Below are 18,997 nucleotides of genomic sequence, written 5' to 3'. Positions count from 1 at the left end.
CAGGTTGATGTCATGGAACGTGTGGACGATCACTGTCACAGCATTAGAGGATAACCCGATGTCCTTCACCCGACGAAAATTTGTCATTGGCATGGGGACGGTGATTTTTTTCACCGGCCCAGGCCAAAACCTGTTAGCGAGTACGAAGAGTACTAAAAACGTTCGTTATGTCATGATCCACGACGAATCATTGTGCAACGGATGTAATATTTGCGCCCGAGCGTGCAGGAAAACGAATCATGTTCCTGTTCAGGGGAGTCGTTTATCAATAGCCCATATCCCGGTAACGGATAACGATAACGAAACGCTGTATCACTATTTTCGTCAGTCCTGTCAGCATTGTGACGATGCCCCCTGCATTGAGGTGTGTCCGACCGGTGCTTCCTGGCGAGATGAAAACGGGATTGTGCGAGTCGATACCTCTCGTTGTATCGGCTGCAGTTACTGCATTGGCGCATGTCCGTATCAGGTACGCTATCTCAACCCACAAACCAAAGTGGCGGATAAATGCGACTTCTGCGCCGAATCACGTCTGGCGAAAGGTTTCCCGCCAATTTGCGTCAATTCTTGTCCAGAACACGCGTTGATTTTTGGCCGTGAGGACAGCCCGGAAATTCAGACCTGGTTGCGGGAAAACAAGTACTACGAATATCAACTTGCAGGCGCCGGGAAGCCCCATCTGTATCGTCGGTTCGGTCAACATTTGATTAAAAAGGATAATGTATGAACGCGTCGCAGAATGCCGAACAGTTTCACGCACAGCTTGCGCAGTACGTCCCAATGTTTTCGCCGGATTACTGGCCTGTCTGGTTGGTTTTCGCCGGGTTAATGCTGGTGGGGATGTGGCTGGTGCTGGCACTCCACGCAATGTTGCGCTTTCGTTCAGCGAATAAAGCGTCTGCAGGACACGGAGAGAAGGTCTATTTATACTCGAAAGCTGTCCGTTTGTGGCACTGGTCGAATGCGCTATTATTTCTGTTGCTGCTGGCCAGCGGCCTGCTAAATCATTTCACTGCGGTCAGTGCCCCAGTGATGAAAAGCCTGCTGACTGTGCATGAGGTCTGTGGCTTTTTGCTGCTTGCCTGCTGGATTGGTTTTGTCCTGATTAACCTGATTGGGGGGAACGGGCATCACTATATTATTCAGCGTCAGGGCTGGATCGGCCGGGCGCAGAGGCAGACGCGATTTTACCTGTTTGGCATTATGCAGGGCGAAGCGCATCCATTCCCGGCATCAACGCGTTCGAAATTCAATCCGTTACAGCAGGCGGCGTATGTCGGCGTGATGTACGGTTTGCTGCCGCTACTGCTGATCTCCGGGTTGCTATCCCTGTACCCACAGGCTGTGGGCGATCTGTTCCCTGGCGTACGTTACTGGTTGCTGCAGGCGCACTTTGCGCTGGCTGTCGTGAGCGTGTTTTTCATTTTTGGACATCTTTATCTCTGCACCACAGGACGCACACCGGGCGAAACCTTTAAGTGCATGGTGGATGGCTATCACCGGCATTAAGAGATGATGATTACGCGTGGTGACTTACGGGCCTGGCGCGTCGGGCCCGTGATGTATCGCTGGTTTCTGCGTGCGTTTCCTGAAGGAGGCAGCTATGCGGAGGTGCACCGTGCACTCCAGCAGGAAGGGTATAGTGACTGGGCAGATAGCCTCGTGGAATACGGCTGGTCAAGATGGCAGGATGAAGAGAATTTTGTCCAGCAGGATATCTGTGCGATGGGCCGTGTTGTCTGTCCGCAGACGGCAGACGACAACGGTAAACAATTGGCGAGCGCGGCTGATGGCGACAGTCTCGGTAGCGCGGGCGATAACATTAAAATCGTCAGCGCCGGGTACGCCGCGCAGATTGCCAGTGCAGGTTACAGCGCACGTATTGGCTGCGTGGGTTATAACGCTCATGTTGCCAGCTCCGGTGAGCGTGGCCGTATTGCCATCGCGGGAAACTCCACACGAGTCAGTAGTGTGGGAGGCGGTACACGAATGGCCAGCACGGGTATGCGGGTGCGCATCAGTTCGCTGGGTGACAGAAGTCGTATCGCCAGCAGCGGTGATTTAACCCAGATAGCCAGTTTTGGCGCAGAGTCGAAAATCGCCAACTGCGCGGACAACGTGCAGATCATGGCCAACGGAGAAAACACTGTTATTGCCAGTACTGGCGTGGTCGATTCAATAATTCTCGGCCCCGGCGGATGCGCGGCTCTTGCCTATCACGACGGTAAGAGAATGCGCTTTGCGGTGGCTATTGAGGGTGAAAATAACATTCGCGCAGGGGTGAAGTATCGGCTCAACGAAGACCATCAATTTGTGGCATGTTGAGCCGTGTTGCTATTTCAACGCGAACCGACGCTGAGTGATCTTCTCCAGGCTAAAGCACAGCAGGTAATAGACCAGTCCGGTAAAGACAAAAATGGCCGCCGGGTAAATTTGTACCCGGTTGTTAACCTGACCCGCAACCGTCGTGAGTTCAGGCACATTGACGATAAATGCCAGCGACGTGTCCTTGAGTAGCCCGATAAAAATCCCCGTTAGCGAGGGCAGTACGTTGCGCAGAACCTGTGGCAACAGAATTAACCCGAGCGCCTGGAGCGGACGAAACCCCTGAACGATGGCCGCATCATACTGACCGCCTGGCAGCGCAGTGATACCCGCGTACACAGAATGCATCACCGAGGCGGCGGTAAACCAGGCCAATGCCAGCGTAACGGTTATGGCTCCCGGTAAATCACTGCCTGTGAGCATGGGCAACAGATACCACATCCAGAAAATCACGAAGATTAACGGAATACCACGAATAAACTCTGCCCAGATAAACAGCCCCTTACGTATCGCCCCAGGAAAACGCCAGGCACAGCAGGCGAGTGCGATCCCAGCGGGAAGCGCCAGTGCCGCTGCGCCAATCGCCATCAACAGCGTGAGCAGAACGCCCCCCGGTTGCCCCTCTGTGACCCGCCCCCACAGGAGGTAGTCCAGATTGTCGGTAATAACCGAAATATTAGCGATCATGCAGTAGGCTCCTGAAACGGAATATGCGTGTTTTACGCGCCAACGGTTTACCTGCTGCAGACACAGGACCAAGACGGGTTAACAACATCCCCAGTACAATGCCGGTCAGCAGGTAGAGTGCCGTGCCGACGGCAAAGGCTTCCAACGCATGGGCGTTATAGCTTTCAATTTGCCGTACCTGGTATGTCAGTTCTGCAAAGCCAATGCCGCTGGCCAATGAAGACAGCTTCATCAGATTAAGATATTGCCCCACGATCGGCTGCCAGGCATTTGCCAGCCCCTGAGGGAGCAGGATGTGACGAAACGTCGCCCATGACGAAAACCCCTGTGCTATGGCTGCCTCGCGCTGCCCGCCAGAAACAGCCTGTAAACCGGAGGCGACCTCTTCGACCAGAAAGGCCGAGGTAAAGACACCCAGTCCCCATGCGGAGCAGAGAAACTCCGGCGTTAACCACCAGACATCCCCCGGCAGAATGGACCAGGAGTGTTCCGCATTAATGAAGGTAATCACGTCGCGAGGAAGGAGATTCCATGCAGCGAAGTACCAGAACATCAGTTGGACGAGTAAAGGAGTATTGCGAAAAACAGAGACCCACACGCTGACCATGGTGGTCGCAAAGCGCTGTCCTGTCAGGCGCAGGCTGAGCAGAAAGATGGCAAACACCGTGGCGAGTACCACGCCGGCTAGCGTGACCCAAAGTGTGGTCAGAAAACCGGAGATTATCCATTGCAGAGGTTGCCCGCTCAGCACCCCCTGCCAGTCCATTGCATGCATTATAACGATGACTCCTGGTGTAACGGGTCGAGCACTTTTTTCAGAAAACGTTGGGTCCTGGGGTGCTGAGGGCGAGTGAAAAACGCCTCAGGAGGTGCGACTTCGAGAATATCGCCGCCATCAATAAACACCACACGATCGGCAATCTCCCTGGCGAAATGCATTTCATGGGTCACGACAATCATGGTAATACCGCTATGAGCCAGACGCTTCATGACCTGCAACACTTCGCCAATCATTTCTGGATCCAGCGCGGAGGTGGGTTCATCAAACAGGATGATTTGCGGCGAGGAGGCCAGCGCGCGGGCGATAGCAACACGTTGTTGCTGCCCGCCGGAAAGTTGGGCGGCATACGCATCGGCTTTCTCAGCTAATCCTACCTGTTCCAGCAGTTCAAGTGCCCGTTGCTCAGCATCCGTTTTTTTCCAACCGTGAACATATTCCAGCGCCAACGTGATGTTCTGCTGTGCCGTCAGGTGGGTGTAGAGATTGAATTGCTGGAACACGAAACCAATCCGGCTGCGAAGCTGACGCAATGTGGGGCCGCGCAGCTGACCGATTGGTTTGTCATCAATAAAGATATCGCCGCCGCTCAGTGACTCCAGTTGGTTTATCAGGCGAATAAGCGTCGACTTTCCTGAGCCAGAAGGCCCGAGAATGGTGACGACTTCGCCCGGTTCAACCGACAGGCTGACGCCGTTAAGCACGGTATGATTGTCATAGTGTTTTATGACATTACGCAGTTCAACACGCGCCTGGCGCAGATGCGTAAAATCCGCAGCCGAAGCTGCGGGACGATTAAAAAGGCCTGAGAGCATATTACTTCGCTTCTATTTTGAAGGCGCGGGGCTGTGGATTTTTGGTTTGCGGACCAAACCAGACATCATAAATTTTGGCTGCCTGCCCGGTTGACTCGAGCTTTAATAGCTCGTCGTTCACGGCCTTCAACAGCGCAGGTTCACCTTTTTTCACACCCACACCAATTTCTTCTTTGCTCAACAGGTCGGGCAAAATTTTGAAATCTGCTTTATCCGGCGCACCGCCTAACAACCCTGCCAGAATGGTGCTGTCCTGGGTGATCGCCTGGACATTACCATTACGCAGTGCGGTTAATGCCAGCGGAATATCGTCATAGGCCAGCACACGTGATTGTGGAAAACGCTGATGCAACGCCTGCTCACCTGTCGTCCCTTTCACCGCACCGATACGGGCCTTACTGTAGTCATCAAGCTTATCCGGCGATTTTGCCGGAACGAGGAATTGCTGTCCGGTAACGAAGTAAGGGGCGGAAAAATCGATAACCTGTGCACGCTCAGGTGTAATCGTGATATCCGCTACGATTAAATCGGCCTTACCGGACTGCAATAACGGTATACGGTTAGCCGGATTGGTGGCGACCAGTTCCAGTTTAACGCCAAGTGATTTAGCAAGCGCTTCAGCGAAATCAACGTCGTAGCCGACAATTTTATGTGTTTTTGCATCAATAGAGCCGAACGGTGGATTGGCGTCAAAGGTGGCGATTTTTACCACGCCTGCGGCTTTGATATCGGCCAGTTGATCGGCCTGAGCGTATGACGTGGCAATGCCTGACGCCAGCAGGACACTGAGTGCCAGCCATGTTTTTTTTGTGCTGTGAATCGTCGTTGCCATCATTTTCTTTGAATCCCTGTTGTTTTGGTTTGTGCTTTTTACGCTCCCATAACTTGCGGCGGTGACCAAATAAGAAAAAATTCTTATCTATATACAAAATGGTATTAGTGAAAAGGGTGTTAATTGCGGGTGAAAATAATGAAAAACTGAAATGCAAAATAGCGCACAACGTTGGCAAAAATTCGCATTTCATTTTTTACGCATTCTGCGCTGGAATAAGTTGAGCCCAACAGACAGCGGAGGCGGAGAAGATGAACGGGGTTAAATATCTTTGGTTGCGTATAAAGAATCGACATCCACAGACTCCACAACATAGTGCGGAACGAAATCTTCAGCGTGTTGTGGAGTCTGTTCTTCCTGCCGCCAGCCTGTATGGGGTGGATATCGCCAACATTGATCCGGAGTGGTTCCGTGATAAAACAACACGCTGAACTTCGCCTGACGCGCGAAATGTACTGGAATGAAGTGTGCAAAATGAGCAGAAATACTACTGAATCTCAATTCTGATCTGTAACATACATCGAAACAGGTCTGGATTGGGAACAAGCATGCTGCGTGATAATTTTAACGATCTCTATTATCTCATTGTCGTTGCCCGTGAACGCAGTTTTACCCGCGCCGCAGCGAAGTTAGGGGTCTCGCAGTCAGCATTAAGCCATGCCATTCGCGGGCTTGAAGAGCGACTGGATGTCAGATTGCTGACCCGTACCACGCGAAGCGTCGCGCCAACCGAAGCCGGAGAACGGCTTATCAACAGTATCAGTCCGCGTTTCGATGACATTGAGTCGGAGCTACTGGCATTAACCGATATTCGCCAGCGCGTGGCGGGGAATATCCGTCTGACGCTCGGGGAACATGCGTTGCAATCGACCGTCTGGCCTGCACTACAGCCGTTTTTGCAGGCGTATCCTGATGTAAATGTGGAAATGACCATCGACAACAGCCTGACGGATATCGTGACGGGACGCTATGATGCCGGTATCAGGCTCGGCGAGCAGGTGGCCAAAGATATGGTTGCTGTCAGGATCGGTCCCGACTGGCGCATGGTTGTGGTGGGATCCCCCGCCTATTTTGCCCGCCATGGCAAACCGCAAACCCCGCATGATTTACAGAATCATAACTGTATCAATATGCGCATGCCGACCCTGGGCGGGCTGTATGCCTGGGAGTTTACCAAAAATGAGCAGGATCTCCGCGTGCGGGTAGAAGGGCAGCTTATTTTTAACAATCTTCCACCGCGTATCAGTGCGGCGATTTCGGGCATGGGCCTGGCATTTGTACCGGAAGACACCGTCGAGCAGGCGGTAGCAGAGGGAGCGCTGGAAAAAGTGCTGGAAGACTGGTGTGAACCTTTTCCCGGTTATTACCTGTACTATCCCAGCCGTAGACAACATACCGCAGCCTTTGCACAGCTGATTGAGGCGTTGCGTTATACGGCGTGAAGCGCAGGCTGACTATAAAAAAACCGGCATTGAGCCGGTTCAGAAATTAGATTTTGCAGGCATCGCCGCAGTCGTTATCAGCAATCATTTCCTGCGCTTTTTTGTCCGCATCTTCCAGACGTTCAGCATTACGCTCTTGCGCTTCTTCCAGCCCATCAAAGACCAGATTATCGAGATCAATTTCCATCATTCACCTGCCAGGTTCAGCGTTTAACATCATTCCATTATATTGCAAAAATGTTGCTGAACAGCAGCGATTATTGCTAATAAGCACGTTCTTATACCAGGTCAGCGTATTTTTCCGGCAGCGTATCCCACAGATGGCGGTTCGCTTCCAGCAGCAGACGGTGCTGCTCAACGGCGTGCGCGTTTTCCCGTGCCCCGCGCGACATCAGCGTCCAGGCCTCCAACGCTGAAAACCTCTCGTCACTCACTCGTTATGTTAATTAAATGTTATTAAATCGAGTCGAGCCCTTGTTTATTCAGGAACGTGATGTGCGATTTGTTTTAACAAATATGCGACAAAATCACTATACATATAACTTAATATCTTTTATACATTAATTGTTCAACCCTGCGACTATTCCACAAAAGAGAAAGCAATATGGAACAGACTCCTGATAAGAAAAACGATAATTTTCAAAAAGATGGCAAAGAACAGTTCAACCGCTCGATCGGGCTTATTTCAAATTTTGCGTTGGGTTTTACCTACCTGTCACCGCTCACCGCTGTTTATTCGCTGTTCGCGTTGGCAGTGACGCTGGCGGGACCACCCGCGGTGTGGTGGATTTTAATCGTCGCGTGTGGGCAGTTGTTAGTCGCCCTGGTGTTTGGTGAGGTTGCGTCTCAATATCCGATCACCGGGGGGCTGTATCCCTGGGCGAGAAGGTTGTGGGGTAAGAAATATGCGTGGATCGCCGCCTGGATCTACCTGTGGGCGCTGGTGGTGACGATTACCTCGATCGCGGAATATACATCAACATTTGTTGAATCACTCTTTCATTATGGCCAGACACCCGCCACCATGCTGGTGACCTCCGTCTTGCTGCTGCTTTTGATGATGGCCGTCAATATGTCCGGGACCAGGAATCTGGCCAGGGTCGCCAAAATTGGTTTCTGGTGTGAAATCGTCAGCGTGATTGCGCTGGGTATTTACCTGCTGATTTTCCACCGTTCACAGCCTTTCTCCGTCATCTTTGATTCGATGGGGGTACTGGCACATGACGGAAGTTATTCCACCGCCTTTATGTCTGCCGCGCTGATGGGCCTGTTTATGTTCTTTGGCTTCGAGGCGTGCGGTAACGTTGCAGAGGAAGTGCAAAATCCAAGCAAAAAAATTCCGGTAGCCATGATTTTAAGTATCGTGTTTGGCGCGATCTCCGCCATTATCTCCGTCATGGGCTATCTGCTGGCGTCACCGAACCTGGTGAGTATCGTGAATGGCAAAACCGCCGATCCGATCCCGGCAATCCTCAATGAAGCGCTGGGGGAAACCGGTGCGACGGTCTTTATCGTTGTCGCTATTATCGCGATGCTGTCGTGCATTCTGTCTCTGCAAGCGGCGTTAAGTCGTCTTATCTTTTCTTTCTCCCGCGACAGAATGCTGCCGGGCAGCGAGTGGATGGCCAAAATTTCCAAAAATGGTGTCCCGGATAATGCCATGGTCGTCAGCTGCCTGTTGCCGGTTATCATTTGTGTCTGGGTCTATTTCCAGCCAGATAACTTATCGCGTATCACCGCATTTGCTGTGATCGGTATTTATATTTCATTCCAGATGGTGGTACTGGCCGCGCTGCGTCAACGTCTGAAAGGCTGGAAACCCGCCGGAGAGTGGACGATTGGTGGTTGGGGCGTGATTGTAAACGTGCTGGCATTAGCTTACGGCCTGTGTGGGATCTGGTTACTGGCGCAGCCAGCTGACAGCAGTGATTTCATTGACCGTTGGACAGTACTGTTTGGTCTGGCGATTGTGGTAGGTTCAGGATTGATCTACATGTTCCTTACCCGACCTTTTGGCCGCTCGGCTGCACCGGAAAACGATGCTATTGCCTATGCCACGAAGCTCAATATGGGGCAGGATAACTAAAACTAAGGGCCTTCGGGCCCTTATTTTCGAACGCTATCCGGTAACGCTCAGCCTTGAATGGACTATTTCTGGTAGTGATAAAGGATAAAGTAGTCGCTTTGATACACCACCGTGCTGTGGGCTGGTGACAATAATTCACCGACGCGAAAGCGCGGCCAACTGGAAAAGATGATCCGGTTTTCCAGATTGGTCAGAATGACATAATCAGGGTGAGGGCAGGAGAGCAGTTCGGCTTCTATCTGACTGACCAGCAGATCGACGGCGGCGACGCCGAGGAACTGATCATGATAGTAAACCGGAACCGCTGAGGTTAGGGTATAGGAGATGTTACAGATATAGTCGACATACGGGCCATGGATGTACGCTTCACCTGCCGGAGGCGAATGCTTAAACCACTCAAAGGTTCTGAAATCCAGTCGCTGTTGCGTCGCCTGATCCAAATCCAGATGTGCCTGACTCAATCCATTATCTTTCTTATACCACCATTCCAGCAGCCAATATTCTTTGGTGGTTTCTGTACTCTCAATATGGCTGGCGAAACCTGCGCCCGAACAGTAGTGATTGTTGTTCAGTGTGCTCTTGATGTGTTGCTGAACCGTTGATCTGACAGCGGGGTCGAGGACAACTTCGGCGGAGCCTTTTTGCACACCGGCAATGGCCTCGTGAATGCTCCTCGCCAGCGCAACGGTAGACTCTACGGTAGAGACGGTAATATCATCAATTTTACGGATTAATGCGCTTAAGGATGTCGAAGAGCTCATGGTCTGTCCTGCCTTCACTGATTGTCAGTTCGAGTTATATTTCAGCTTTTTTTCAATAAGGTAATAGGTAAACGTATCGATGATCTGCGTGGCGTACTGGACTGACCCGGTCTCGTTATGGGCGGCTAGCGCGTCGGCCAGCGCCGAATAAAGCGCGATAATTTCCGCATGAATATTGTCGGCGCGATAGAGTATTGCCACCAGTGATGCCCACTCGGCCTGGACCTGAAGCTCCTGGTTGGCCAGCCGTGCTGAATGAGAGCTGGCCGCAATTGCCAGCAAACAACGCATATCGGCCTGAGTCATCAGTTCTGGTGAGTCGGCTTTCCTCAGCACGTCTACAAACTCGCGAAATTTGGCAATATCCGACGCGGTCATGCGTCTGGAGGCTAACCTGGCGCTGTGGCTGATAATGGCGCAATGCATTTCGCCTAAATCCGAAAGGTAATCGGTACTGATCGATTTAAACGGATGCAGGGCGCTATTTTTGCCATCAATATTCTCGCAAACGAAGCTCCCGCCATTACGGCCACGAACCGTATGGATAAGATTATTAGCCCGAAGCGTGTTGAGCGCTTCTCTGATAGTAATATGTGAGACACCCATCATCTTTGCCAAATCGGTTTCATTGGGCAGCTGTTCTTTTGGCTCCAGTAACCCGGTAATAATGGCATTTGACAGGCGCTGCACTATCTGGTCTGAACGACTGACCTGCCCGATAGGCGCAAATATGACCGCATGAGTAATCATAATCTTTTCTGCACTCAATTCCCTGAAACAACGACCATTTTTAACACATGCCCGCGGGGCACGAAAGGTCAGAATGGCCGCGTTATTTTACCTGCCCACGCGCAACATCGCTGCACAGGCGGATGTGTGTCCCGATAGCGTCAAAGCGCACTGCACGCTGACGATGAAAACCTTACCCTGAAAATGTAAAATTTAAGTTAAAAGTGCGAGGTTTATCATAGTGTCAATGTTGCGCATTTGAAAAATTTTTACAATATATATATTACATAAGCTTCTTTATGTATTAATTGGCGGGAGACAGGCATGAGAACCCTGAAGCATTTTATAAATGGGCAATATGTAGCGGGTAACACAGAAGACACGTTTGAGCTGGTGAGTCCGGTTGACGGTGAAACGTACGCGTTATCGCCTAATGCCGGTGCGACTGAGGTGGATCTTGCCTACTCGGCGGCCGCGGCGGCATTTAACATGTGGAAAAAATCGACACCAGCCCAGCGGCAAAAAGCACTGCTGCAACTGGCGGATGAGATAGAAAAAAATGTTGAACGACTGGTCAACGCGCAAAGCCAGGAAACCGGTCAATTGCGTCATTTTATCGAAAAAGAAGAGATTGCAGCCTCGTGCGATGCGATCCGTTTTTTTGCCGGCGCAGCGCGTTGTCTGGAAGGGAAGGCCGCCGGAGAATATTCCGCCGGGTTCACCTCAACGATTCGTCGTGAGCCGTTGGGCATTGTGGGACAAGTCACACCGTGGAACTACCCGTTTATGATGGCGGTGTGGAAGATTGCACCGGCGCTGGCCGCAGGCAATACGGTAGTTTTAAAACCGAGCGATACCACCCCGGTAAGTACGCTGCTCCTGGCTGAACTGGCGGCACCCTTATTTCCGCGCGGGGCGTTTAACGTTGTGTTGGGCAAGGCCAGTACTGGCTCACTGGTGGTTTCTAACCCGACGGCTTCATTGGTGTCGATTACCGGTTCGGTACGCGCTGGTCTGCAGGTTGCGGCATCAGCAGCAGCTAACCTGACAAGGGCCCATCTTGAACTGGGTGGCAAAGCACCCGCCGTCGTGTTTGCTGATGCAGATATGGATAAGGCGATTACTGCCATCACTACCGCAGGATTTTTCAATGGCGGACAGGATTGTACTGCCGCCACGCGCATCCTGGTGGAAGATTCTGTCTATGCGACGTTCCTGGAAAAACTGATCCAAAAAACGAAAAGTATCAAGTTTGGTCCTCCGCAGGATCAGGATGCGTTATATGGCGCGCTGAATAGCAAAAACCAGCTTGAGCAGGTGAAGGGGTTTATTGAGCGTTTACCTGCACATGCGAAAATTGAAACCGGTGGTCATGCGGGGCCTGGACCGGGTTTCTACTTTGAGCCAACGATAATTTCCGGCCTGCATCAACATGATGAAGCCATCCAACACGAAGTGTTTGGCCCGGTAATGACCATTCAGTCGTTTTCTGGTGATGAAGACGCGTTGCGCAAGGCGAATGATGTGGAATATGGCCTGGCCGCGAGCGTCTGGACCTGCAATCACAGTCGCGCTCAGCGTTTCAGTATTGATCTCGATTTCGGCACAGTATGGATTAACAGTCATATTCCTCTGTGCGCCGAAATGCCGCACGGTGGATTCAAAAAATCCGGCTACGGAAAAGATCTCTCCTCTTATTCGCTCGATGAGTATACCCGGGTGAAACATATCATGTGTGATATTTCCGAATAACAGGTAATACGATGAAAACATTAAAAATAGCCGCACTTTCATTGGTGATGTTCTCAGGATTCAGTCTGGCAGAAAGCTCACCGCTGAACACGGTTAAAGCATATATGGCAGCATGGAATGCGCATAATGCGCCGCTGGCTGCCCAGTACCTGGCGGACGATGCCGTTTATTACGATGCCGCCGCAGGAGAGCCGGTAACCGGCCGGAAAAAAGCTGAAAAAGACGTGATTGGTGCATTTATTAAGGCGGTCCCGGATCTGACCTGGAAAATGGTCGGTAAACCTGTCGCGGATGAAGATACTGTGGCATTTCGTTGGGAATTCTCGGGTAAAAATAGCGGCGAATGGGCGGGAAGTCCGCCGACAAATAATCCGATCAAATTTGAAGGTGTCAGCTATATTCATGTTAAGGCAGGAAAAATCACCTGGCAGGGTGATTATTATGACGCTAAAAAACTGGATGAAGAGCTGAAGCCAGTGAAGTAGTCGGCGGTATCCTCCTTGTATCTGCGAGGGGGAACCTCTCATTTGTAGTGTTTTTTAGGACAATGTGTCAGTGGCAAAAGGACAAAGTTAATGGCAATTACCCGACGTGATTTTCTCAACGGCGTGGCGGTGACTATCGCTGCGGGACTGACCCCTCTGGATCTGGTCAGAGCGGCAGGAAAGGGGCACGAATTTATTGATGGAAGTTATTATCCGCCTGCGTTAACGGGGCTACGCGGTAACCATCCGGGTTCGTTTGAAATGGCCCATGCGTTAGGCCGTGAACATAAGCACTTTGATTTAAGCGCTCTGCCCATCGAGGAAGAGTACGATCTGGTGATTGTGGGCGGCGGTATCAGCGGACTGGCCGCGGGTTGTTTCTGGCATGAACTGGTTGGGAAAAACAGCAAGGTGCTGATCCTCGATAACCATGATGATTTTGGTGGTCACGCCAAACGCAACGAATTCACCTCCGCAGGCAAAAAACTTATCGGATATGGCGGGAGTGAAGCCTTTCAGTCACCCGCGCATAATTTCAGCCCCGAAGTGAATAAGCTGATGGAAACCGTCGGCGTGAGCGTCACGCGGTTGAAAAAGAGTTTTGACGTTAATTTCTACCCCGACTGGCAGCTAAGTCGCGGCGTCTTCTTCGATAAAAAGAATTTTGGTGAGACGAAAATAGTCAGCGGCGATCCGGGGCGTGCGGTATCCGATGATATTCCGCCGGATCGGCTCAATGGCCGTAATATCGAAGACTTTATCAATGACTTCCCCTTGAGTGAGGAAGATCGTAAAGCCCTGATCGATTTGCATGTGCGTCCGGTTGATTATCTTCCTGGGATGACGGTTGATGAGAAAACGGAATGGCTGGATACCCACAGCTATAGTGAGTTTCTTTCCACCAGGGTTGGTTTAAGCAAAATGGCGCTGCTCTATTTCCAGCAGCGTTCCAACGATTTCTTTGCCATCGGTATTGAAGGCATTTCCGGTAGTGATGCTCGTGCGTGCGCATTGCCGGGAATGGAAGCGTTAGGGCTGCCGCCGCTGGACGGTGAATCGCTTGCCGACCTCGAAGAGCCATATGTCTATCATTTCCCGGATGGCAATGCGGGTCTGGCACGGTTGCTGGTCAGACACATGCTGCCGGACGCGCTGCCTGGCAATACCATGGAAGATTCTGTCCTCGCCAGACTGGATTATGAAAAGCTCGACTTGCCGGAAAACACCACGCGTTTACGCCTGAACAGCACGGTGATTAATGCGGCGAACGTGGAGGGTGGCGTTGCCGTCACCTGGCTACGCGATGGCAAAATGCATCGCGTGCGCGGTAAGAATGCCATCATGGCGGGCTATAACATGATGATCCCATATCTGGTACCGGAAACACCAGAGCAGCAGCAGGCCGATCTCAAACTGAACGTGAAGGCGCCGCTGGTGTACACCAATGTGGTGGTCAAAAACTGGCAAGCGTTTAAGCAACTGGGGGTTCATGAGTTTTATTCACCGGCCGCGCCTTACAGCCGAATCAAGCTCGACTATCCGGTCAGTATCGGCGGATATCAACACCCGGCCTCGCCGGACGAGCCAATGGTGATTCATATGGTCTATGTGCCCACGTATCCTGGCAGTAATCTGTCCGCGAGGGAGCAGTTCCGTTTGGGGCGTGCTTATCTGCTGGGGACCACGTTTGCCGCACATGAAGAGATGATCCGTTCTCAGTTGCAGGAAATGTTTGGCTCAACCGGTTTTGACAACCAACGGGATATTGCGGCCATTACCGTTAACCGCTGGGCGCATGGTTATGCGTATTACGCTAATTCACTGTTCGATGATATGGAAAAAATGCCGGAGATTATTGAGCGGGCGCGTAAACCTATCGGACGTATTGCCATCGCTAACTCTGATGCTGACTGGAGCGCTTATGCTCATGCTGCGATCGATCAGGCATGGCGCGCGGTTAATGAACTCAAGGATATGGGGTGATTTATGCGTAATGTAACCGTTTTAATCGCCTGCCTGTTTACCGCTTCTGTCTCTGCCGCTGAATCTAACGGTGAGTACATCGCGAGGATCTCAGACTGCGTGGCATGCCATACCGCGGAAGGCGGCGCAGCGATGGCGGGAGGTAAGAGGTTCCCCACGCCGGTTGGTGATATCTATTCGACGAATATTACCCCGGATAAGACGCACGGTATCGGCAACTATTCTTACGACGATTTTGAGAAGGCCGTGCGCCAGGGGATTGCCAAAGACGGTCATCCGCTGTACCCGGCGATGCCTTATCCTTCTTACTCGAAACTGTCCGACGCAGATGTTCAGGCGCTGTATAGCTACTTCATGCATGATGTTAAGCCGTCAGCAGAACCCAATAAAGAGAATGCTATTCCCTGGCTGATTTCGGCCCGCTGGCCGCTGCATATCTGGAATTGGTTGTTTACCGATGCGCCGACTGCCGCTGTTGAAGGCAACAAAGCGGATGATACGGCAGCGCGGGTAAAACGGGGGGCTTATCTGGTTGAAGGTCCGGGTCACTGCGGGTCATGCCACACTCCGAGAGGGATGGCGATGAACGAAAAAGCCTATACCAATGCCGATGCTGAGTACCTGAGCGGGGCGATGATCGACGGCTGGTATGCGCCATCGCTGCGGGGAACCGGGATGTCTGAGCAGGCGTTAACGTCATTGCTGCTGACGGGGAAAAGCAAACATGCTGCAGTATCGGGATCGATGTCTGAAGTCGTCAGCCAGAGCACACAGTACCTGACGGACGAAGATGCCACGGCGATTGCGCAGTATCTGTTGAGCCTGAAAAGCACGAAGAAGGAACCGGCGCGTACGAAAGCCGCTACGGCCTCTTGGTCGAATTCCCCTGAAGCGGGTAAAGTGACCTACAACCGCTACTGCTCGACCTGTCATGGTCTGGAAGGGAAAGGGACCGATGATAATGCACCTTCGCTTATTCACAACCCGTTAGTGATGGTAGACGACCCAACGCCGTTGTTCAGGGTGATTGCCCACGGCGCAGAAACACCGACGACGCGGGGGAATGTCTCCTTTAAGATGCCAGCCTATGGCGGGTTGCTCAGCGACAGCGAAATGCGCGATGTGATCAATTACGTGCGTAAAAGCTGGGGTGAAGGTAATGGTGAGGTAAGTCAGGAAGATCTGTCCGGGATTAAAAAAGCCTCACATTAATCTGTGCAATGATACCGGATGGCGCTGCGCTTATCCGGCCTACAAAAAGCGTACTTCGTAGGCCGGATAAGGTGCTTACTCGGTATTTATCCTGATAATATCCGCAAGTCGGGTAAACGCCGCAGCCATCTCATGTTCTTCAATACTGGCAAAGCCCAGCAGCAGACCGCTGCGTTTTTCTTCTTTCACGTAGTACCGCGAAAGTGGGCGAACCAGAAGACCTTGTGCGTTGGCCTGTTGGGCAATTGCGCTATCATCAGTACCCGCAGGTAGCTGTAAAATCAGATGTAGTCCGGCGTTGCTGCTGTAAGGTCCCAGATAATCCTCACCAAGCTGGCTGATGATGAGCTCTACCAACGTATGGCGTCGGCGGCTATATAACTGGCGCATTTTACGGATGTGCGCCGCATAGTAACCCTCACGAATAAACTCAGCCAGCGCCGCCTGAATCAGGAGATGCCCACCACGATAGAGATCGTTATGTACCTTCATCAGTGGGGCGGCAAGCGGTTTGGGTATCACAACGTACCCGAGCCGCAGTGCCGGATAGAGGGTCTTGCTGAAGGTGCCGATATAGATAACCGGAGCATCTTCTTCCAGTCCCTGCAATGACGGGATGGGTTGGCCGGAAAAACGAAACTCGCTGTCGTAGTCATCTTCCACAATCCAGCTGTGCGTTTCACGTGCCTGATAGAGTAGCTGCCGTCGTCGACCAAGGCTCATTACCGGGCCAAGCGGATATTGATGTGACGGTGTCACAAAAATAAGTTTCGGCGCCGGTTCGACGCAAGCAGGCGCAAGCATGCCTTGTTCATCAACCGGGATGGCCGAAAAGTTGACGGCATTGATGCGCAGAATGTTTTTTATTCCCCAGTAACCGGGTTCTTCAATCCACGTATTATCGCCAGGATTACACAACGAGCGGGTTACCAGATCCAACGCCTGGTGAATGCCCTCGGTAATCAATATTTGATCTGGCGTACAGCGCACGCCGCGTGCGGTGCGCAGATAGTCCGCCAGCGCTTCTTTCAGTTCAATCAAACCACCAGTGGCATCGTAGGTGAGAAACTCCGGGCGTAGCCGCCTTGCCAGCCGATCCTGAATCTTTTTCAGTGTGCGATGCGGGAAAGAATGCACGTCCGGTACACCAGGAATAAAAGCTCCCCACTGGCGAGGGCTGGCGCTGGCATGCCCAAGCAGTTCAAGGCTACGGACGGACAAACTGGTGTGGTCTTCACGTGTCGCAGGTGAAACCGGAGGTTTATTAGGGGCCAGACCGAGATTGTCCAGCACGCTGTCGGTCACAAATGTACCGCTGCTGGTGCGCGCGGAGATATAGCCTTCGGCCTGCAACTGCTCGTAAACCCGCAGGACAGTATTCCGTGATAACGCCAGCTCACTCGCCAGGTCGCGTGAAGGTGGCATGCGGGTAGCAGGTTTCAGGCTCCCCTCAAGGATGCAGCTACAGATGGCGGCATACAGGCGACGATGCAGCTTCTCGTCAGTCTGCTGGCTAAATGCATGCTTGATCACATCTCCGGCAAGTGAACGCATTTGGATCCTTAAAATAAAACGATTTGGCTCTCGATTAAAGTACCAGATGGCGTCTAAATTTAAAGGGTAATTCAACCAATTGTGTTTATGGACAAGGTGTAGAGAATGAACAATAAAAACCTGCAACAACGTCGTCTGGATGCCACCCCACGTGGCGTAGGTGTGATGTGTGATTTTTATGCCCAGTCGGCTGAAAACAGCACGATTACCGATATTGAAGGCAATCAGTATATTGATTTCGCCGCCGGGATTGCCGTGCTGAACACCGGGCACCGCCATCCGCGTCTGGTGCAGGCCGTTGAGGCGCAACTGCAAGCCTTTACCCATACGGCTTATCAGATTGTTCCCTACGAAAGTTATGTATCGCTGGCGGAGAAAATCAACGCGGTGGCGCCAATTGACGGTAAGCGTAAAACGACATTCTTTACCACCGGGGCTGAGGCCGTGGAAAATGCGGTTAAAATTGCCCGCGCTCACACCGGTCGCCCTGGCGTTATCGCCTTTGGCGGTGGTTTCCATGGGCGGACATACATGACGATGGCGTTAACCGGCAAAGTGGCGCCATACAAAAAAGGCTTCGGTCCGTTCCCGGGGTCCGTTTACCATGCGCCATATCCTTCTGCGCTGCAGGGGGTTTCAACTGCAGACTCGATTAAAGCGATAGAACGTTTGTTTAAAGCGGATATCGATCCGAGCCAGGTCGCTGCGATTATCTTCGAACCCGTCCAGGGGGAAGGCGGCTTTGTTGTCGCTCCGGCGGAGTTTGTCGCGGCAATTCGCCGTATCTGCGATGAGCATGGCATCGTGATGATTGCCGATGAGGTGCAAAGTGGTTTTGCCCGTACCGGGGAGCTGTTTGCGATGGATCACTATGCTGATAAAGCAGACCTGATGACCATGGCAAAAAGCCTTGCGGGTGGGATGCCGTTGTCGGGTGTCGTAGGCAAAGCCGATATTATGGATGCGCCCGCGCCGGGTGGGCTGGGGGGGACTTACGCCGGGAACCCGCTATCGATTGCGGCAGCTCATGCGGTACTGGATATTATCCGTGATGAAAAGCTGTGCCAGCGTGCGGCAGCGCTTGGCGAGCAACTGCGTGCTGTGCTGACCGATGCGCGTGCAGTATGTCCTGAACTTGCCGAAGTGCGGGGATTAGGCTCGATGATTGCCGCTGAATTCTGCGATGCGGCCACGGGTGAACCCAGCGCCACCGCCGCGCAGCGCGTGCAGAAAAAAGCGCTTGAGCAGGGGCTGCTGCTGTTAACCTGCGGCCAGTATGGCAACGTGATCCGCTTCCTTTACCCATTGACTATCCCGCAGGATCAGTTTGCAAAAGCGTTAGAGATAATCAAAACGTCGATGAAGTAATCTCGTTCAGTACAGATCGTGTGTAAAGCCGACAGTAGCCATTACCGTCGGCTTTTTTGTTGTAACCATTTCGCCAATCCTCTCTCGTTATATATTTACATATATATCGATTAAGCCTATTCTATTCATCATACAAATATAATAAACGTGCCCCGCAAGAGAAGGCGCTTGTGTTATCGACCGCCAGT

At 52.1% G+C, this 18,997-nt stretch carries 19 protein-coding genes; 11 read left to right on the top strand and 8 right to left on the bottom strand.

What is annotated here, in order from left to right:
- Positions 1 to 58 precede the first annotated feature (58 nt).
- The 3 genes from OGY19_RS15075 to ydhT are packed head-to-tail and all read left to right on the top strand — an operon-like array spanning position 59 to position 2,325.
- Entirely contained in the window at positions 59 to 727 is a 669-nt protein-coding gene (locus tag OGY19_RS15075; protein WP_048211825.1) for a 4Fe-4S dicluster domain-containing protein, read from the top strand.
- A complete protein-coding gene (gene phsC, locus OGY19_RS15070; protein WP_061067813.1) occupies positions 724 to 1,509 on the top strand; it encodes a thiosulfate reductase cytochrome B subunit in 786 nt (261 codons plus the stop codon). Before OGY19_RS15075 ends, phsC begins: the two co-directional genes overlap by 4 nt.
- A gap of 3 nt (positions 1,510 to 1,512) precedes the next feature.
- Positions 1,513 to 2,325: a protein YdhT gene (gene ydhT / locus OGY19_RS15065; RefSeq protein ID WP_061067814.1), complete on the top strand. Its 813-nt coding sequence runs from the start codon at positions 1,513 to 1,515 to the stop codon at positions 2,323 to 2,325.
- Between the two features lie 9 nt (positions 2,326 to 2,334).
- Here ydhT and OGY19_RS15060 read toward each other — a convergent pair whose 3' ends face one another.
- From OGY19_RS15060 to OGY19_RS15045, 4 genes are read right to left on the bottom strand one after another with little or no spacing between them, the layout of a single operon-like run.
- Entirely contained in the window at positions 2,335 to 3,012 is a 678-nt protein-coding gene (locus tag OGY19_RS15060) for an ABC transporter permease subunit (protein ID WP_101741682.1), read from the bottom strand.
- Positions 3,002 to 3,787: an amino acid ABC transporter permease gene (locus OGY19_RS15055; protein WP_040233756.1), complete on the bottom strand. Its 786-nt coding sequence runs from the start codon at positions 3,785 to 3,787 to the stop codon at positions 3,002 to 3,004. Before OGY19_RS15055 ends, OGY19_RS15060 begins: the two co-directional genes overlap by 11 nt.
- Positions 3,787 to 4,605, bottom strand: a complete 819-nt coding sequence (locus OGY19_RS15050; protein WP_115602110.1) for an amino acid ABC transporter ATP-binding protein — start codon at positions 4,603 to 4,605, stop codon at positions 3,787 to 3,789. The genes OGY19_RS15055 and OGY19_RS15050 overlap by 1 nt, the downstream gene beginning before the upstream one ends.
- Before the next feature lies 1 nt (position 4,606).
- Positions 4,607 to 5,440 carry an ABC transporter substrate-binding protein gene (locus tag OGY19_RS15045; protein WP_115602109.1) on the bottom strand — a complete coding sequence of 278 codons (834 nt, stop codon included), beginning with the start codon at positions 5,438 to 5,440 and terminating at the stop codon, positions 4,607 to 4,609.
- A 248-nt stretch (positions 5,441 to 5,688) separates the two neighbouring features.
- Here OGY19_RS15045 and OGY19_RS15040 point away from each other — a divergent pair, with 248 nt between their 5' ends.
- Together OGY19_RS15040 and OGY19_RS15035 are read left to right on the top strand one after the other, a co-directional pair.
- On the top strand, positions 5,689 to 5,868 hold the full coding sequence (locus OGY19_RS15040) for a hypothetical protein (RefSeq protein WP_071887336.1): 180 nt from the start codon (positions 5,689 to 5,691) through the stop codon (positions 5,866 to 5,868).
- Positions 5,869 to 5,985: 117 nt separating this feature from the next.
- The gene (locus OGY19_RS15035; RefSeq protein WP_101741680.1) at positions 5,986 to 6,879 is read left to right on the top strand and encodes a LysR family transcriptional regulator; all 894 of its coding nucleotides are present in this window, start codon (positions 5,986 to 5,988) and stop codon (positions 6,877 to 6,879) included.
- Between the two features lie 46 nt (positions 6,880 to 6,925).
- On the opposite strand, the gene OGY19_RS15030 is transcribed toward OGY19_RS15035, so the two are convergent.
- Positions 6,926 to 7,066, bottom strand: coding sequence for a hypothetical protein (locus OGY19_RS15030; protein ID WP_086523654.1), 141 nt, complete (start codon positions 7,064 to 7,066; stop codon positions 6,926 to 6,928).
- A gap of 417 nt (positions 7,067 to 7,483) precedes the next feature.
- Here OGY19_RS15030 and OGY19_RS15025 point away from each other — a divergent pair, with 417 nt between their 5' ends.
- Positions 7,484 to 8,965: an APC family permease gene (locus OGY19_RS15025; protein WP_115602108.1), complete on the top strand. Its 1,482-nt coding sequence runs from the start codon at positions 7,484 to 7,486 to the stop codon at positions 8,963 to 8,965.
- A gap of 62 nt (positions 8,966 to 9,027) precedes the next feature.
- Here the strand turns inward: OGY19_RS15025 and OGY19_RS15020 are convergent, their stop codons facing one another.
- Together OGY19_RS15020 and OGY19_RS15015 are read right to left on the bottom strand one after the other, a co-directional pair.
- Complete coding sequence (locus tag OGY19_RS15020; RefSeq protein WP_116360133.1) at positions 9,028 to 9,726, bottom strand: cache domain-containing protein; 699 nt, start codon at positions 9,724 to 9,726, stop codon at positions 9,028 to 9,030.
- Positions 9,727 to 9,750: 24 nt separating this feature from the next.
- Complete coding sequence (locus OGY19_RS15015; RefSeq protein ID WP_115602106.1) at positions 9,751 to 10,476, bottom strand: FadR/GntR family transcriptional regulator; 726 nt, start codon at positions 10,474 to 10,476, stop codon at positions 9,751 to 9,753.
- 303 nt (positions 10,477 to 10,779) lie between these two features.
- Between OGY19_RS15015 and OGY19_RS15010 the strand changes: the two genes are divergently transcribed.
- The 4 genes from OGY19_RS15010 (at position 10,780) to OGY19_RS14995 (ending at position 15,887) form a co-directional block, all read left to right on the top strand.
- Entirely contained in the window at positions 10,780 to 12,207 is a 1,428-nt protein-coding gene (locus tag OGY19_RS15010; protein WP_115602105.1) for a gamma-aminobutyraldehyde dehydrogenase, read from the top strand.
- An 11-nt stretch (positions 12,208 to 12,218) separates the two neighbouring features.
- Positions 12,219 to 12,692 (top strand): ester cyclase, encoded by a 474-nt coding sequence (locus tag OGY19_RS15005; RefSeq protein WP_053065222.1) that lies wholly within the window; start codon positions 12,219 to 12,221, stop codon positions 12,690 to 12,692.
- Positions 12,693 to 12,782: 90 nt separating this feature from the next.
- Positions 12,783 to 14,675, top strand: a complete 1,893-nt coding sequence (locus OGY19_RS15000) for an NAD(P)-binding protein (RefSeq protein ID WP_048211814.1) — start codon at positions 12,783 to 12,785, stop codon at positions 14,673 to 14,675.
- 3 nt (positions 14,676 to 14,678) lie between these two features.
- Complete coding sequence (locus OGY19_RS14995) at positions 14,679 to 15,887, top strand: cytochrome c (protein WP_115602104.1); 1,209 nt, start codon at positions 14,679 to 14,681, stop codon at positions 15,885 to 15,887.
- Positions 15,888 to 15,962: 75 nt separating this feature from the next.
- On the opposite strand, the gene pdxR is transcribed toward OGY19_RS14995, so the two are convergent.
- On the bottom strand, positions 15,963 to 17,441 hold the full coding sequence (pdxR, locus tag OGY19_RS14990; RefSeq protein ID WP_048211812.1) for a MocR-like pyridoxine biosynthesis transcription factor PdxR: 1,479 nt from the start codon (positions 17,439 to 17,441) through the stop codon (positions 15,963 to 15,965).
- Between the two features lie 105 nt (positions 17,442 to 17,546).
- Here pdxR and puuE point away from each other — a divergent pair, with 105 nt between their 5' ends.
- Positions 17,547 to 18,809 (top strand): 4-aminobutyrate transaminase, encoded by a 1,263-nt coding sequence (gene puuE, locus OGY19_RS14985; RefSeq protein ID WP_048211811.1) that lies wholly within the window; start codon positions 17,547 to 17,549, stop codon positions 18,807 to 18,809.
- Positions 18,810 to 18,997 lie beyond the last annotated feature (188 nt).

Source organism: Citrobacter sp. Cy070 (assembly GCF_030332245.1).
In the GTDB taxonomy this organism is placed as follows: Bacteria; Pseudomonadota; Gammaproteobacteria; order Enterobacterales; family Enterobacteriaceae; genus Citrobacter; species Citrobacter youngae.
This window is presented reverse-complemented; position numbering and strand designations above follow the sequence as displayed.

Excerpts from the sequence above, each read along its gene's own strand:
- OGY19_RS15075 (WP_048211825.1), top strand. The coding sequence starts at position 59 with ATGTCCTTCACCCGACGAAAATTTGTCATTGGCATGGGGACGGTGATT.
- phsC (WP_061067813.1), top strand. The coding sequence starts at position 724 with ATGAACGCGTCGCAGAATGCCGAACAGTTTCACGCACAGCTTGCGCAG.
- ydhT (WP_061067814.1), top strand. The coding sequence starts at position 1,513 with ATGATGATTACGCGTGGTGACTTACGGGCCTGGCGCGTCGGGCCCGTG.
- OGY19_RS15060 (WP_101741682.1), bottom strand. The coding sequence starts at position 3,012 with ATGATCGCTAATATTTCGGTTATTACCGACAATCTGGACTACCTCCTG.
- OGY19_RS15055 (WP_040233756.1), bottom strand. The coding sequence starts at position 3,787 with ATGCATGCAATGGACTGGCAGGGGGTGCTGAGCGGGCAACCTCTGCAA.
- OGY19_RS15050 (WP_115602110.1), bottom strand. The coding sequence starts at position 4,605 with ATGCTCTCAGGCCTTTTTAATCGTCCCGCAGCTTCGGCTGCGGATTTT.
- OGY19_RS15045 (WP_115602109.1), bottom strand. The coding sequence starts at position 5,440 with ATGATGGCAACGACGATTCACAGCACAAAAAAAACATGGCTGGCACTC.
- OGY19_RS15040 (WP_071887336.1), top strand. The coding sequence starts at position 5,689 with ATGAACGGGGTTAAATATCTTTGGTTGCGTATAAAGAATCGACATCCA.
- OGY19_RS15035 (WP_101741680.1), top strand. The coding sequence starts at position 5,986 with ATGCTGCGTGATAATTTTAACGATCTCTATTATCTCATTGTCGTTGCC.
- OGY19_RS15030 (WP_086523654.1), bottom strand. The coding sequence starts at position 7,066 with ATGGAAATTGATCTCGATAATCTGGTCTTTGATGGGCTGGAAGAAGCG.
- OGY19_RS15025 (WP_115602108.1), top strand. The coding sequence starts at position 7,484 with ATGGAACAGACTCCTGATAAGAAAAACGATAATTTTCAAAAAGATGGC.
- OGY19_RS15020 (WP_116360133.1), bottom strand. The coding sequence starts at position 9,726 with ATGAGCTCTTCGACATCCTTAAGCGCATTAATCCGTAAAATTGATGAT.
- OGY19_RS15015 (WP_115602106.1), bottom strand. The coding sequence starts at position 10,476 with ATGATTACTCATGCGGTCATATTTGCGCCTATCGGGCAGGTCAGTCGT.
- OGY19_RS15010 (WP_115602105.1), top strand. The coding sequence starts at position 10,780 with ATGAGAACCCTGAAGCATTTTATAAATGGGCAATATGTAGCGGGTAAC.
- OGY19_RS15005 (WP_053065222.1), top strand. The coding sequence starts at position 12,219 with ATGAAAACATTAAAAATAGCCGCACTTTCATTGGTGATGTTCTCAGGA.
- OGY19_RS15000 (WP_048211814.1), top strand. The coding sequence starts at position 12,783 with ATGGCAATTACCCGACGTGATTTTCTCAACGGCGTGGCGGTGACTATC.
- OGY19_RS14995 (WP_115602104.1), top strand. The coding sequence starts at position 14,679 with ATGCGTAATGTAACCGTTTTAATCGCCTGCCTGTTTACCGCTTCTGTC.
- pdxR (WP_048211812.1), bottom strand. The coding sequence starts at position 17,441 with ATGCGTTCACTTGCCGGAGATGTGATCAAGCATGCATTTAGCCAGCAG.
- puuE (WP_048211811.1), top strand. The coding sequence starts at position 17,547 with ATGAACAATAAAAACCTGCAACAACGTCGTCTGGATGCCACCCCACGT.